The sequence below is a fragment of the Acidimicrobiales bacterium genome (assembly GCA_035546775.1).
GTDB lineage: Bacteria > Actinomycetota > Acidimicrobiia > Acidimicrobiales > JACCXE01 > JACCXE01.
On the sequence record DASZWD010000011.1, the window covers coordinates 23,834 to 38,213 of the forward strand.

13 protein-coding genes are annotated in these 14,380 nt (G+C 69.4%); 8 read left to right on the top strand and 5 right to left on the bottom strand.

Annotated features, from left to right (window positions below; all coding sequences use genetic code 11):
* The first annotated feature begins 9 nt into the window (after positions 1-9).
* The 5 genes from VHC63_01980 to VHC63_02000 are packed head-to-tail and all read left to right on the top strand — an operon-like array spanning position 10 to position 4,491.
* Positions 10-666, top strand: coding sequence for a tryptophan 2,3-dioxygenase family protein (locus tag VHC63_01980; protein ID HVV35342.1), 657 nt, complete (start codon positions 10-12; stop codon positions 664-666).
* Positions 663-1,784, top strand: a complete 1,122-nt coding sequence (locus VHC63_01985) for a hypothetical protein (protein ID HVV35343.1) — start codon at positions 663-665, stop codon at positions 1,782-1,784. Before VHC63_01980 ends, VHC63_01985 begins: the two co-directional genes overlap by 4 nt.
* A gap of 59 nt (positions 1,785-1,843) precedes the next feature.
* Positions 1,844-2,680: a hypothetical protein gene (locus tag VHC63_01990; GenBank protein ID HVV35344.1), complete on the top strand. Its 837-nt coding sequence runs from the start codon at positions 1,844-1,846 to the stop codon at positions 2,678-2,680.
* Positions 2,677-3,861 (top strand): hypothetical protein, encoded by a 1,185-nt coding sequence (locus VHC63_01995; protein ID HVV35345.1) that lies wholly within the window; start codon positions 2,677-2,679, stop codon positions 3,859-3,861. The genes VHC63_01990 and VHC63_01995 overlap by 4 nt, the downstream gene beginning before the upstream one ends.
* A gap of 33 nt (positions 3,862-3,894) precedes the next feature.
* Positions 3,895-4,491, top strand: a complete 597-nt coding sequence (locus tag VHC63_02000) for a nitroreductase family protein (GenBank protein ID HVV35346.1) — start codon at positions 3,895-3,897, stop codon at positions 4,489-4,491.
* Here VHC63_02000 and VHC63_02005 read toward each other — a convergent pair.
* Positions 4,448-4,924, bottom strand: coding sequence for a MarR family transcriptional regulator (locus VHC63_02005; protein ID HVV35347.1), 477 nt, complete (start codon positions 4,922-4,924; stop codon positions 4,448-4,450). The genes VHC63_02000 and VHC63_02005 overlap by 44 nt on opposite strands.
* Before the next feature lie 91 nt (positions 4,925-5,015).
* Between VHC63_02005 and VHC63_02010 the strand changes: the two genes are divergently transcribed.
* Genes VHC63_02010 through VHC63_02020 form a run of 3 tightly spaced genes read left to right on the top strand, consistent with a single transcriptional unit; the run spans position 5,016 to position 7,195 of the window.
* The gene (locus VHC63_02010; protein ID HVV35348.1) at positions 5,016-5,597 is read left to right on the top strand and encodes a YceI family protein; all 582 of its coding nucleotides are present in this window, start codon (positions 5,016-5,018) and stop codon (positions 5,595-5,597) included.
* Positions 5,598-5,600: 3 nt separating this feature from the next.
* Entirely contained in the window at positions 5,601-6,554 is a 954-nt protein-coding gene (locus VHC63_02015; protein ID HVV35349.1) for a pirin family protein, read from the top strand.
* A gap of 17 nt (positions 6,555-6,571) precedes the next feature.
* Entirely contained in the window at positions 6,572-7,195 is a 624-nt protein-coding gene (locus VHC63_02020; GenBank protein HVV35350.1) for a superoxide dismutase, read from the top strand.
* Here VHC63_02020 and VHC63_02025 read toward each other — a convergent pair.
* The 4 genes from VHC63_02025 to VHC63_02040 all read right to left on the bottom strand — a co-directional run bounded on the left by VHC63_02025 (position 7,192) and on the right by VHC63_02040 (position 14,373).
* On the bottom strand, positions 7,192-9,852 hold the full coding sequence (locus VHC63_02025; GenBank protein ID HVV35351.1) for a tetratricopeptide repeat protein: 2,661 nt from the start codon (positions 9,850-9,852) through the stop codon (positions 7,192-7,194). The genes VHC63_02020 and VHC63_02025 overlap by 4 nt on opposite strands.
* A 15-nt stretch (positions 9,853-9,867) precedes the next feature.
* A complete protein-coding gene (locus VHC63_02030; GenBank protein ID HVV35352.1) occupies positions 9,868-10,659 on the bottom strand; it encodes a choice-of-anchor P family protein in 792 nt (263 codons plus the stop codon).
* A gap of 91 nt (positions 10,660-10,750) precedes the next feature.
* Complete coding sequence (locus VHC63_02035; protein HVV35353.1) at positions 10,751-12,562, bottom strand: ABC transporter ATP-binding protein; 1,812 nt, start codon at positions 12,560-12,562, stop codon at positions 10,751-10,753.
* Positions 12,562-14,373 carry an ATP-binding cassette domain-containing protein gene (locus tag VHC63_02040; GenBank protein ID HVV35354.1) on the bottom strand — a complete coding sequence of 604 codons (1,812 nt, stop codon included), beginning with the start codon at positions 14,371-14,373 and terminating at the stop codon, positions 12,562-12,564. The genes VHC63_02035 and VHC63_02040 overlap by 1 nt, the downstream gene beginning before the upstream one ends.
* Positions 14,374-14,380: the final 7 nt, after the last annotated feature.

Here is a 14,380-nt window from a genome sequence, read left to right on the forward strand (position 1 = left end):
ATCCGGGCGGTGGACGACGCCGCCGACGACAAGGCACTGACGTACACGTCGTATCTCGCCCTCGACGAGATCCTCGGCGCGCAGCGGCCGCAGTCCGACGAGCACGACGAGATGCTGTTCATCGTCGTGCACCAGGTCTACGAGCTGTGGTTCAAGCAACTGCTGCACGAGCTGCGCCACGTGGGCGCCGAGCTGCGCGCCGGCGACGCGGCCCACGCCCTGCACACGCTCAAGCGCGTCCTCACCATCCTGAAGGTCGTCGTGGCCCAGATCGACGTGCTCGAGACGATGACGCCGCGCCAGTTCCTCAGCTTCCGGACGCGGCTGGCGTCGGCGAGTGGCTTCCAGTCGCAGCAGTTCCGCGCCATCGAGGCGCTGCTGCCCACGTTGTTCGATGCCCTCGTGGCGTTCCTCGGCGTCGCCGGCGACCTGGAGGACGCGCTCGTCGCCGTCTACGCGGCCGACGGCGTGGGCGCGCAGCTGTGCGAGCGTTTCGTCGACCTCGACGAGGGACTCCAGGAGTGGCGGTACCGCCACGTGAAGATGGTCGAGCGCACGATCGGGACCTCCCACGGCACCGGCGGATCCATGGGGGCCGCGTACCTCCGCACGACGCTGTTCCAACCGGTGTTCCCCGCGCTGTGGGCCGTGCGGGATCGCTTATGACCGCCGAGGAACTCGCGCAGCACTACACGCGCTTTCGCGTCGGCGAGCGCGTGCTGCTCACCGGGCACTCGCATCAGGCGTGGCCCGACGTCGCCTTCGAGGGCCAGCAGGAGGCATTCACCGACGCCGCCGAGTTCGTCGACGACAAATGGGCGCGCGCCGCGGCCAAGGCCGAGCGCGTGCGCGACGGGTACCGCGGCTTCCTCGGTGAGCCGCGGGCCGAGATCGCACTCGGCGCGAACACGCACGAGCTCGTCGTGCGCTTCCTCTCGGCCCTCGACCTGCGCGCCCGGCCGCGGCTCGTCACGACCGACGGCGAGTTCCACAGCCTGCGCCGCCAGCTCGGTCGCCTCGGCGAAGCCGGCATCGAAATTGTGCGAGTCGGCGTCGACCCGCTCGACACGGTGGCCGAGCGCCTCGGCCACGCCGTCGACGAGTTCAGCGCCGCGGTGCTGGTGTCGTCCGTGCTGTTCTCCTCGGCGCGCATCGTGCCGGGTCTGCCCTGGTTGGCGCGGGCGTGCGAGCACCACGGCACCGAACTGCTCGTCGACGCCTACCACCACCTCGGCGCCGTGCCCTTCGACATCGGGGGGCTCGAGAACGCCTGGGTCGTCGGTGGCGGTTACAAGTACCTGCAGCTCGGTGAGGGGAATGGCTTCATGCGCCTGCCGCCGCAGGCGCAACAACTGCGGCCCGTCGTCACCGGTTGGTACGCCGAGTTCGACTCGCTGGCCGCCGCGGCGGCGAGCGACACGCAGTACGCCGGTGGCGGCGACCGCTTCGCCGGCGCCACCTACGACCCGACGAGCCACTACCGCGCCGCGCGCGTCTTCGACTTCTTCGACGCCCACGGCCTCACCGCGGCGGTGCGGCGCGGGATCTCGCTGCACCAGACGACCCTGATCGCGCAGCGCCTCGGCCTGGACGAACCACGCGAGCACTTCGGTGGCTTTGTCGCGCTGGTGACCCCGCGCGCCGTCGAGCTGCGCGACGCGTTGCGCGCCGAACGCATTCACACCGACGTGCGCGGCGACGTGCTGCGCCTCGGCCCCGCTCCCTACGTCACCGACGACCAGCTGCACCACGCCCTCGACGTGTTGATCGCCCACCTCGGCTGAAATCGCCGCAACCGCTCAATCACCGGCGGAACGCGCCGATGGGAAAGCGAGGACTTTTGGTGGCAACGGAAACAGAGCGGCGCGTCTACACACCCGAACTCAAGGCGGAAGCCTTGGAACTGTGTCGCGCCGGTGAACCACACGACGCCGTCGCCGCCCTGCTCGACGTGCCCGAACCCATCGTGCGCATGTGGGTGCTGCGCGAGCAGTTCAGCTACGCCGGCGAGGCCAACGCCAAGCCCACGACCACGCCGGCGCCCGCGGCGAAGCCCGCGGTCACGCCACGCCCCACCCCGGACGTGAGCGCCGACAAGCGCTGCATGGTGTGTGGCCGCGGCCCGGCGCTTGACGCCACTCTGCGTTCGGTTACCGGCATCGTCATCGCGTTCCGCATGCGGCGCATCAGGGGCACGTTCTGTCATGACTGCGGCGTCGCCATGGCGCGACGCTGGCTCAACCGCACCCTGCTCACCGGCTGGTGGGGCCTCTTCTCCGGATTCGCCAACTTCTATGCCATCGGCGTGGACGCCAACGACCTGTCGCGCTTCCGCCGCTTGGCCGCGCCTACCGGCGAGCCGGTCAAGGCGCCGCTGGCCGTGGGCAAGCCGATGTTCCAGCGCGTCGGCGTGTACGCCGCGGGACTTCTGCTGCTGGTGTCGTCCGCCATCGGTGTCCTCGGCGTGCTCGGCTCACAGCAGTTGCCGTCGGCCTACGCCGGCAAGTGCGTGGCGTTCGCGCCGAAGCGCCTCGTACGCCAGCCCGACTGCTCGGGCGCCCACGACGGGCGCGTCGTCGCCGTCGTGAGCGGCGCCACGCTGTGCCCGCCCGTCACCGACGCCACGCTGCGGCTCAAAGTCGACAAGCGCAAGCAACTCTGCATCGACCTCGACCAATGACCGCTCTGAACCAACGCTTCATCCGGATTCTCGGCGTCAGCGTCGCCGCCATCTTGCTGCTCGACGTGGTCTCGCTCGCCGGGTGGAGCGAGGCGCACGCGCACCGGCCCTCGTGGGCGTCGCAGCACGCCCGCCTGGCGGGTCCGGCGGGCTTGCCGGTGCTCGAGCGTTTCGTCGAGCACGCCCGCGGCCTGCGGTTCAAGCAACCCGTCAACGCGGAACTCGTCGACCGCCAGCAGCTGAACGACGCCCGCCACACCGAAGAGGATCTCGCCAGCTCGACGAGCGACAACGCGCTTCACGCGACGTCGCGACCCGACGTCGGTTCGGTGCTCGGCGTCATGGGCCTCGTGCCCAAAGGCGCCAACGTGTCGGGCGCGGTCGACAACGCCGAGGACAACGGCGTCGTCGGCGTGTACTTCCCGCGCCAGAAGCGCCTGCTGGTGATCGGCCAGGAGCAGACGCCGTTCGTGCGCGAGGTCCTGGTGCACGAGCTCACCCACGCGCTCGACGACCAGTACTTCGACATCGGCCGCCGCGACATCGGCCTGCACGACGACGAGGCGCTCGACTCGTGGCGTGCCCTGAACGAAGGCGACGCCACCTCCGTCGAGAAGAAGTACGTCGACGCGATGTCACCGGCGGATCGGCAATCGGCGCTCGCCGCCCAAGGGGCCTTCGGCGGCGGCGGCCCGGCAACCGTCGTGGACGACCTGCTCTCCTATCCCTACGTCGCCGGGCTCGCATTCGTGCAGAAGCTGCGCGACTCCGGGGGCAACAAGGCCGTCAACGCCGCGTTCCGACACCCGCCGACGACGTCGGAGCAGATTCTGCGCCCCGACCACTTCCTCACCCTCGACACGCCGGCGATCGTGACCAAACCGACGCCGCGGGGCACACCCGTGGGTCGCGGCGTGTTCGGCGTGCTGCAACTCGGTGAGCTGCTGAGCACGGTGGCCGACGGACCGGCGATCCGCGACGCCCTCGACGGCTGGAACGGCGACCGTTTCGTGGCCTGGACCGAGCCGACGGGTGCGACGTGCCTCGACATCAACGTCGCCAACGACTCGCCGACGGCGGCGGGCAAGCTGGCTGCCGCGTTCCAGACGTGGCTCGCCCACAACCCGACGGGTTCGGTGAACGTCAGCGGCGACGTCGTCAAGCTCGAACGCTGCGCCTGAGCACGCGCCGGCGGGCGCGGCGATGATGTCGCCATGGACATCTGGGAAGCCATGTACACGACGCGGGCGATGCGCCGACTCGACAGCCGGCCCGTCCCGGAAGCGGATCTGTGGAAGATCTGCGAGGCGGCGACGAAGGGCCCGTCGGGATCGAACGCGCAGCCGGTGCGCTGGATCGTCGTGACCGACGCCGACAAGCGGGCCCAGCTCGGTGCCATCTACAAGAAGTGCTGGGAGCCCGTCTCCAAGATGTACGGCGGCAACATCGACGCCCGCGACACGCAGCAGGCGCGGGTGTTCGATTCGGCCAACTACCTCGGCGACCACATGGGCGACGCCCCGGCGATCATCATCCCGGCGTCGAAGAACGGTGACCCCGGCTCGGTGTACGGCGCGCTCCAGAACCTGTTCCTCGCCGCTCGCGCCCTTGGTCTCGGCACGACGCTCACCACCGTGCACCAGTTCGCCGAAGACGAAGTGCGCGCCGTGCTCGGTATCCCGTCGGACGTGAAGACGTGGGCGATGGTCCCGGTCGGCTACCCGTTGGGCAAGTGGGGCGAGGCCAAGCGCCGCCCCGTCGAAGACGTCACGTACTGGAACGGTTGGAAGGCGACCCGGTCCCGGCAGTAGCGCAGGGGTTGAGGCGGTCGCGCAGGGTGCGGCACACCGACTCGAGCTGGTGGCGTTCCTCGGCGCTGAGCACCTCGACGTAGTTCGACTGGAGCGCGTCGAGGTGCCGCTTGACCGCGGCCACCGTCACTTTGTTGCCCTTGGGCGTCAGCTGCGCGAAGGCACCGCGTGCGTCTTCGGGGCACGTCGTGCGCTCGACCAAGCCTTCGGCGCTCAGGCGGTCAATCGCGCGTGACAAGCCGCTCGGGCTGAGACCCGTCTGCGCCGCGAGGTCCGACATGCGCAGGCGCTGGCCGTCGGAGCGTCCCAAGCGGAGAAGGATCCCGAAGTTGGCCGGCACGCTGGCGTCGTCGAGGGCGCGCATGAGCGCGTCGTAGGCCTCGATGAAGAGACCGACGGCGGTGATGCGCTCGTCGTGCAGGACCGGATCCACGTCCGAAACTGTACCGGAGAAGTATTTGCATACGCAACGATCTCAGGTATAGTTGTTTGCACACGCAAGTACATGAAAGGAACCCAGTCCGATGACCACCACTGCCCCGCAGAACAACCTCCGCAGCTTTCACGGCCTCGACATCCCCGAGCCGGGCACCTTCGCCATCGACACGTCGCACTCGTCGGTCGCCTTCACCGTGCGCCACCTGATGGTGGCCAAGACCAAGGGCCGCTTCGCCGACTTTGCCGGCCAGATCATCCTCGACGAGGATCCGCTGCAGAGCTCGGTCGACGTCACCATCCAGGCGGCCTCGATCGCGACGGCCGACGATCAGCGCGACGGTCACCTGCGCAGCGCCGACTTCCTCGACGTCGAGACCTATCCGACGCTGCATTTCGTCAGCACCGCCGTCCGCCACAAGGGCGGCTCCAGCTTCGAAGTCGCCGGTGACCTCACCGTGCGCGGTGTGACGAAGCCCGTCACCCTCGCTCTCGACTACGAAGGCACCGTCACCGACCCGTGGGGCGGCCAGCGCGCCGTGTTCAGCGCGTCCACCAAGATCAACCGCGAAGAGTTCGGCCTCACGTGGAACCAGGCTCTGGAGACGGGTGGCGTCCTCGTGGGTAAGGATGTTTCCATCGACCTTGAAGTAGAAGCCGTCCGCCAGTAGCCCATGCCTGCCGTATCCGTTGACGAGATCCTGACGCTCGATCCGATCGACGCTCCGCCACCCGACGTACCGGCTCGTCCGGTGCGCCGGGTGAGCACGGCGCCGAGCGGTTATGAGGGCGAAGGGTTTCCGGTGCGGCGCGCCTTCGCCGGCGCGCCTCAGGAGTTACTCGACCCGTTCATCCACATGGACCAAATGGGCGAGGTGGAGTACGCGCCCGGTGAGGCGCGCGGCACGCCGTGGCATCCCCATCGCGGGTTCGAAACCGTCACCTACATGCTCGACGGCGTCTTCGAGCACCGGGACTCGATCGGCAACGGTGGCGTCATCACCGACGGCGCGACCCAGTGGATGACCGCCGGCGGCGGCATCCTCCACATCGAGCGACCGCCGGACTACCTCGTGCGCTCGGGCGGGTTGTTCCACGGCGTGCAGCTGTGGGTGAACCTTCCGGCGGCGGACAAGATGATCCCCGCGGCCTACCAGGGCATCGAAGCGGCCGACGTGCGCCTGGCGCGCAGCGCGGACGGCGGGGTACTCCTGCGCGTCGTGGCCGGTGACGTCGCCGGCGTGCATGGTCCGGGCGCCACGCATACGCCGATCAACTACGTCCACGCCACGGTCGCCCCCGGCGCCGAACTGGTGCTGCCGTGGCGGGCCGACTTCAACGCCCTCGTGTACGTACTGTCAGGCGAGGGCTACGTCGGGCCGGAGAAGCAGCCGATCCGCACCGGCCAGCTCGCGGTGCTCGAGCCGAACCACCCCGGCCCGATCGTGGTCACCGCCGCCCACCACCAGGAGAGTCGCCACGAGGCCCTCGACGTGCTCGTGCTGGGCGGTCGGCCGATCGGCGAGCCGATCGCGTGGCAGGGGCCGTTCGTGATGAACACCAAGGCCGAGTTGCAGCAGGCGATGGAGGACTACCACCGCGGAAAGATGGGTGTCATTCCCGACTAGTTGGGTACGCGCGTTGTATGACGACCTACTCCCTGCCGGACCTGCCCTACGACTACAGCGCGCTGGAGCCCCACATCAGCGGGCGCATCATGGAACTGCACCACGACAAGCATCACGCCGCCTACGTGAAGGGGGCCAACATCGCGCTGGAGAAGCTGGCCGACAGCCGGGACAAGGACGACTTCGCGTCGGTCGCCCAGCTCGAACGCAATCTGGCGTTCAACGTGTCGGGCCACGTCCTGCACTCGGTGTTCTGGACGAATCTGTCGCCCGACGGCGGCGGTGATCCCTCGGGCACCCTCGCCGACGCGCTGGGCCAGACCTTCGGCGGCGTCGGTCGCTTCCGCAAGCACATGAAGGAAGCGGCGGCGACGATTCAGGGTTCGGGCTGGGCGCTGGCGTCGTGGGAGCCGATGGCGCAGCGCATCGTCGTGCAGCAGGTGCACGACCACCAGGGCCAGCACGGCCAGGGCAGCATCCCGCTACTGGCCATCGACGCGTGGGAACACGCCTATTACCTCCAGTACGAGAACAACAAGGCCGACTTCTTCGAGGCGATCTGGAACGTCGTCAACTGGAGCGACGTGGCGGCGCGTTTCGAAGCGGCGCGCGCCGCCGACCTGCTGTCTACGACTCGCTAGTCGCCGAGCGCGTCGAGCGCCAGGGCGACCGCCACGTCGGCGTCCACTGCTTCGGCGAGCTCAAGTTGCGCCTGCAACGCCTCGAATGCCGGTTGGTCAGCGGGCTCGCGCACTAAGCCGATCGTTTCGCGCAACGAGATGGACGACGCGAGGATGACGGCGGCGGTCGCCGGGGCGTGGTCGGCGAGCACCCGCGCGGCTAGTTCGAGACTCTCGGCGAGATCGCCCTGAGCGCCGGTCGTGTGGGCGCGCGTTATTGCGGACCGCAGGAACGGAAGAGCCGCCGTCGGCTGTCCGTCGTCGACCTCGACGGCCGCCAGGCACAACAGCAAGTAGCTCGTGGACTCCTCGTTGCCGGCTTTCGTCGCCATATCGAGCGCGTCGTGCAGGATTCGCCTCGCCTGGGTGTAATCGCCGCGCCGGCGAGCGATCAGGCCCAGCAAGTTCGTCAGGCCGAACTCGACGTCGGGTGATGGGTAGGCGCGTGCCGTCTCGACGCCTTCGAGCGCGAGGTTCCACGCACGCGCCAGGTCGCCCCGCTGTTGGGCGACATAGGCGAGGTGCGCGAGGATCAGGGCGATCGTGTCTTCACGTTGGGTCCGCCGGGCGACGTCGAGTGCACGCGTCAGGAGCGCCTCGGCGGTGTCGAAGTCGCCGTCCCACATCGCGAACTGGGCGAGGTCACCGATGGCGATCTGCGCGCCGTCGGGCGTCCCAATGCGCTCAGCAAGGTCGGCGGCCTGCTCGTAATACGCGCGCGCCGCGTCGCGTTGGCCCTGCTGCAGAGCCAGCCGTCCGGTTTCTGCCAGCGCGCGCCGGCGATGGGGGGTTTCGACGTCGACGGTGGCGGAGAGGACCTCGTCGCACGTGGCGCGCCCTTCGCTGAAGCGCCCCTTGCGGGCCCAGAACGGCTGGAGCAGCACCAGGGCGCGCAGTTGGAGTTCCCGGTCGTGCTCACCGCCCCAGCGGAGCGCGGCGGCGAGGTCGTCGCTGATGATGTCGACCCACTCGGGGCGCTCCATCTGCTCTTCCTCGATCTCGTCGACGAAGTACCGCGCGTGGCGTTCCTCGATCGCGGCGCGCTCGCCGCAGGCGTCGAGTTCGTCGAAGGCGAAGGCGCGGATCGACTCGAGGTAGCGCAACCGCGTGGTGGCCGACTCCGACACGAGCGACTTGTGGATCAGCGCGGCGAGCGTGTCGTCTGGTTCCGGCAGGTCACTGCCGCACACGGCGCGGGCGAGCCCGAAGTCGAACTCGGACGGGAACACGGCGAGGCGGCGGAAGAGGAGTTGCTCGTCGTCGCCCAGCAACCCGTAACTCCACTCGATCGCACCGCGAAGGGTCTTCTGGCGATCGGCAGCGGTGCGTTTCCCGCGGGTGAGCAAGTCGAAGCGATCGTCGAGTTGCCGCGCGATCTCGTCGAGGGCCAACGACGCCGCGCTCGCCGCCGCCAATTCGAGGGCAAGCGGCAAGCCGTCGAGGCGGCGGGCGATCGTGAGCGTGTCGGGCAAGGTGGTGTCGTCGAGGACGAAGTCGGGCTGCACCAGCGCGATGCGGTCGGCCAGGAGGGCCACGGCTTCACCGCCGTCGTCGTCGACACTCAGCGGCGCCAGCGGCAGCAGCCGCTCGCCTTCGAGCTCGAGGGCCTCGCGACTCGTCGTCAGCACGCGCACACCGAGACCGCTCGCGAGCAGGCGCTCGACGACAAACGCGGCGTCGTCGATCACGTGCTCGCAGTTGTCGACGACGAGCAACACGTTCTTGTCGCGGACGTCTTCGGCGATGGCGTCGAGCAGCCCGCGGTGCGCTTCCTCGCGCACACCCAACGCCGCGGCGAACGCCGCCACCACGCCGGCGCCGTCGACGGCGCCCGCCAACTCGACGAACCACACGCCGTCGCCGTGGCGCGCCAGCCGCTCGGTGGCGACGCGCAGCGACACGCGGGTCTTGCCCGTTCCGCCAGGGCCGACGATGGTCACCAAGCGGTCGTCGTCGAGCAGGTGATGCAGGCGCGCCAGCACCTCGGTGCGCCCGACGAAGCTCGACGGCGGCACGGGGACGTTGTTGCGCACGACGTCGAGCCCGCGCACGGGCGGGAACTCGCGCTCGAGGCCGTCGGCCGCCAACTGGTACAGCCGCATCTCGGACGGCAGGTCCTTGAGGCGGTGGAACCCCAGATCGATCGTGTCGACGCCGTCGGGCCAGGCGGGCGTCGCGGCGTCGAGGGTCGCTTGGGTGATGAGCACCTGTGCGCCGGTGGCCGCTGACTCGACGCGCGACGCGGCGTGCACCGTGAGCCCGGCGTAGTCGTTGTCGTGGGCGCGGTACCGCGCCGGACCGGTGTGGAGGCCCATCCGGACCTTGACCGGCGGTCCCGGCGACCAGTCGTGCGCCGCGATGGCGCGCTGCATGGCGATGGTCGCGGCCACCGCCTGGGCCGCGTCCTCGAACACGACGAAGAACGAGTCGCCCGCCGTCGACACCTCACGGCCGCCGTGGGCGGCGAACACCGGCCGCAGGACGGCATGGTGCATTTCGAGAACGGTGAACCAGTCCTCGCCGAGCTCGTGGGCCTTGCGCGTCGAGCCTTCGATGTCGGTGAACAGGAACGTGAGCGCGCCCGACGACGGCAGGGCTACCTCAGCTTCGTCGGGCACGACCCCGATCTTGATCTAGTCCGAGGACGCCTGCAGCAGCTTGAGACCGCCGAGCGACGGAAGCACGAGCGGGTCGCAGCTGGTGAAGCCGAGGTAGATGTCCGACGTGGTGCCGCCCTCGAGGACGTCGAGCGGCGCCTCGAGATGGATGTGCGCGCCGATCACGAAGATCGTGTCCTTGTGCACGAACCAGCCCTCGCCGTCGGGGATGTAGTTCCCGCTCGAGTCCCTCAGGTAGATGGTGTCGGTGTACTGCTCGTTGAACGTGATGGTGCCGACGCCCGGGAGCACGTGCTGCTCGTTGGGTGCGGGCTCGGTCCGGTTGCCGTTCACGTCGACCAGGACGGTGTTCGCCTGGGCCCCTTCGGTGTTCCACAAGCACGAGCTGGTGATCGTGCCCAAGGCCACGCCGGCGAGGGCGCCGCTGACGCCGCGCACGTCGGTCAGCGTCGAGCTGGCCTGGGCGTACGGCGTGCCCCGGCGGTTGCCCTTGATCGTCTCGACGATCGCCTTCACGCTCACGCCGACGGCCTTGGTGTTGACGATCTGGGCCGTCGAACCGCCGCCGTTCTTGCCCATCGTCACCACTGGGCGGGCCACGGTGAGTTCGACGCCGTCGGTGCCGTTGTTGGACAGATTCAGCGGCTGCAGCGCCTGCCCGTACAAGCTGACGTCGGCGATGATGCCGGCCGCGCCGCCGCCGACGTCGGCCTGCGGCGTGTCGTCGGCGCGGGCCGAGCTCACGAATGCGCTGCCGGCGATCAACGTCAGTGCAGCGCTCGCGGCCACAAAGAAACGACTCTTCACGAATTCCCCCTAGGTAGCCCCATGCTCCTCAGTAGCAACGGAGATGGTGCCCTGTACTTGCGCGGTTCGCGTGTGACATGCGGCACACGCCTTAGCGGTAGCCGGCCGCCTGGATGCCGAACAACTCCGCGTACAGGCCGCGTTTGGCCATCAGGGTCTCGTGGTCGCCGAACTCGGCGACGCGGGCGCCGTCGAGCACGACGATGAGGTCGGCCATCCGCACCGTCGAGAAACGGTGCGATACGAGCACGGTGATGCGGCCATCGGCGGCCGCTGCCCGGGACGCCGCCGCGAACCGCTCGAACAGCGTGTGCTCGGTTTCGGCGTCGAGGGCGGCGGTCGGTTCGTCGAGGATGCACAGCAGCGGCCGGTCGCGCATGAAACCCCGCGACACCGCCAGCTTCTGCCACTGCCCGTGGCTCAGGTCGCGGCCGTCGCGCCAGGACGGCCCGAGCTGGGTGTCGAGCCCCTCGGGCAGCTTCTCGACCACGTCGGTGGCGCCGCCGCGCTCGACGGCCGTCTCCACCGCCGGGCGTTCGTCGTGGCGCGGCAGGTCGCCGAGGCCGACGGTGCTCGAGGCCAGGAACTCGAACTTGAAGAAGTCCTGGAAGGCCCCCGCGAGCCGCTCGCGCCACGAGGCCGGGTCGATCCGTGCGAGGTCGGTGTCGTCGACGAGGATGCGGCCCTCCGTCGGGTCGTACAGGCGACTGAGCAGTTTCGTGAGCGTCGACTTCCCGGCACCGTTCTCGCCGACGATGGCGACGACGGCGCCCGCGGGCAGCGTCAGGTCGATGTCGTCGAGCACCAAGGTGTCGGTGCCGGGATAGGCGAAGGACACGTGGTCGAAGCGAATCGACTTGTCGATGCGTTCGGGGGCGGGGCCGGTGTCGACGCCGCGGCGCGACGCCACGAATCGCTCGAGCCACAGCAGCCGTTGCGCCGCCTCGATGTTCCAGCGCAGGAACTCCGTCTGGCCGACGGTCTGGCCCAAGAAGCGGGACAGGGCGGCGCCCGCCGCGAGGGTGAGCACGACGTTGCCGGCGGACGCGTGGGGGAGGTGGGCGACGTACGAGACCGACGCGATGTAGGCGAGGCTGAACAGCAGCCACGCGGCGGCCGACTGCGTCGCGGTGATCCAGCGTTGGCGCGCGACCTCGGCGTAGCCCTGGCCGAAGGCGGCGCGCCGGCGGCCGACGGTGACGTCTTCGGCGCGCGACACGCGCAGTTCCTTGGCGGTGGCGGGCGTCGTGCCGAGTTCGAAGAAGTGGCGGGCGAGGCGGACTTGCGGTGCGGCGCGTTCTTCAGCGGCGCGCTCGATGCCGGCGCGGCGCGCCGACACGGTGACGGTCGGGACCGCCAGGAACACCAGGAGCCCGAGCACCGGTTTGATCGACATCAACAAGCCGACGGTGATCAGCAGCCGAATCGTCGAGCCGACGTATTGCATCAACGATGGGTAGATGTGGTCGAGCAAGAAGGCGTGGTCGCGCAGGATCTGGAGCCGGTTGAGGTATTCAGGCCGTTCGTGGTGCTCGACGGTGGAGACGTGGGCCTGGAGCTTGGCCACGTGGGTGTTGACCGCCAGGGCGATGCGATCGCTGAAGATCGAGGTGAAGCGCGACCCGATGGTACGCATCAGCCAGCCCGCCCCGCCGGTGAGGGCGAGGCCCATGGCGGCGACGAGGATCCCGTGGCTGTCGTGGCTCGTGACCCCGTTGAGCAGCACCTTGAGCCACAACGCCGAGAGCGCTTCCGGTAGCAAGCCGCCGACGGTGAAGACGAACGAGACGACGAGCAGCATCGGCTGCGCGTCGAACGCGAACTTCAACGAGTGCATGAGCGACGGGAACATCGGCGGGATGTCGACGTCGTTGCGGTCGGGACGGGCGATGCCGCTCAGCATCAGGCGCTCACCTCCGCGTCGGCGTCTTCGCCTTCGGGGTCGCCGGTGAAGCCTTCTTCTTCGAAGCGGGCCGCCTGCAGGTCGAACATCGTGCGGTAACGGCCGCCCCGCGCCATGAGCTCGGCGTGCGTGCCGAGCTCGATCACCTTGCCGTGTTCGAGCACGCAGATGAGATCGGCGTGACGCACGGTGGCGAAGCGGTGCGAGACGAGGATCGTCGTCTTGCCCTTGGTCGCCTGGAGGATGCGGTCGAAGATCTCGGCCTCGCCCCGCACATCGAGCTGCGCCGTCGGCTCGTCGAGCAGCACCACCTCGGCGCCGGTGCGCACCGCGTAGAGGGCGCGAGCCAAGGCGACGCGCTGCCACTGCCCGCCCGACAGGTCGGTCCCGTCGGCGTAGCCGCGGTTGAGGATGGTGTCGAGGTCGGCGAGCTGGTCGGCGCCGGCGTCGTGCAATGCCGCGGCGATGGTGTCGCGGTCGCCCCCGGTGGGCGCCACGTTGTCGGCCAATGGCAGCTCGTACTTGACGTAGTCCTGGAACACCGCCGCCAGTTGCCGGCGCCAGCTGTCGAGGTCGAGGGCGCGCAGGTCGGTGCCGTCGACCCGGATGGCGCCGTCGACGGGGTCGTACAGACGGCACAGCAGTTTCGCCAGCGTCGTCTTGCCGGCCCCGTTCTGCCCGACCACGGCGATCGACTTGCCCGCCGGAATACGCAGCGACAACCCGTCGAAGATCTTCGGGCCGTCGCGGTAGGCGAAGGTCACGTTGTCGAACACGATGGCGTCGCGCGGCGCCGTCGCGGCGATGGTGCCGTTGCGGGGGACCGTGGCCGTGGCCTTGAGGTCGGCGACGAGGTCGAGTACGACCGGGACGGGTTGGCTGCCCTGGCGGAACCACCAGTCGACTTCGCCGAAGGCGAGCGCGCTCGTGCCCAGGGCCGCCTGGGCGAACACCGTGACGGCGCGGATGCCGATGCGGCCGTGCGCCGCGTCGTGCGCTAACGCCCAGAACAGCACGACGTTGCCGCCGGCGATGGCCGTGATGGCCACCACGATCGGCGTCTTGTGCAGCGACCGCGCCTTGATGATCAGCTCGACCATCTTCTTGCGGCGTGAGAAGTAGCGGTCGACGGTCCAGTCGGCGAGGCCGAACATCCGGATCTCTTTGGCGGCCGGGGCGCGCACCGCGAGGTCGTAGGCGTAGTTGACGTGGCGCAACTCTTCGGCGACGGTCGGGTCTTCCCACGCCTTCCACACCGACGACTTGCGCAGCAGCCGGTGGGTCCACACCCAACCGAAACTGGCGAGGAACGGCGCCCACCAGCGGTAGCCGAACAGCACGAGCGCCAGGGAGATGCCGCCGCCGATCTCCACGAAGCCGTCGGCGATCCGGGGGAGGCAGGCGCTCATCGGCGGGCCGGCGACACCGAGGTCGAAGTCGCGCGCTTGGATCAGGCGGTCGTTGATCTCCGGGCGCTCGAGGTGGGCGATGCCGGCCGGCGCCAGCGACGCTTCGAGCAGCGCGTCGTGCAGGAAGGTGGTGGCCTTTTGCGCCAGGTTGGTCGACAGCGTGGCGTTGATCGGCGGCAGCACTTCCATCAGGCCGAAGAGCACGCCGACGGTGACGAGCGGCCCGCCGAGGGCGTGGTGGCCTTGCACGACGCCGATGAGCTGGCCCATTGCGAGGGCGAAGAGGGCCGGCAGCGCGGCGCGCACGACGATGAAGAGCCACCACCCGCCGCCGAGGACCGGGTCGACCCGCGTCAGCAGGGTGAGGAACCGGTACTCCGCGCTCTGCCTGATCCTCCCCACCATGGGG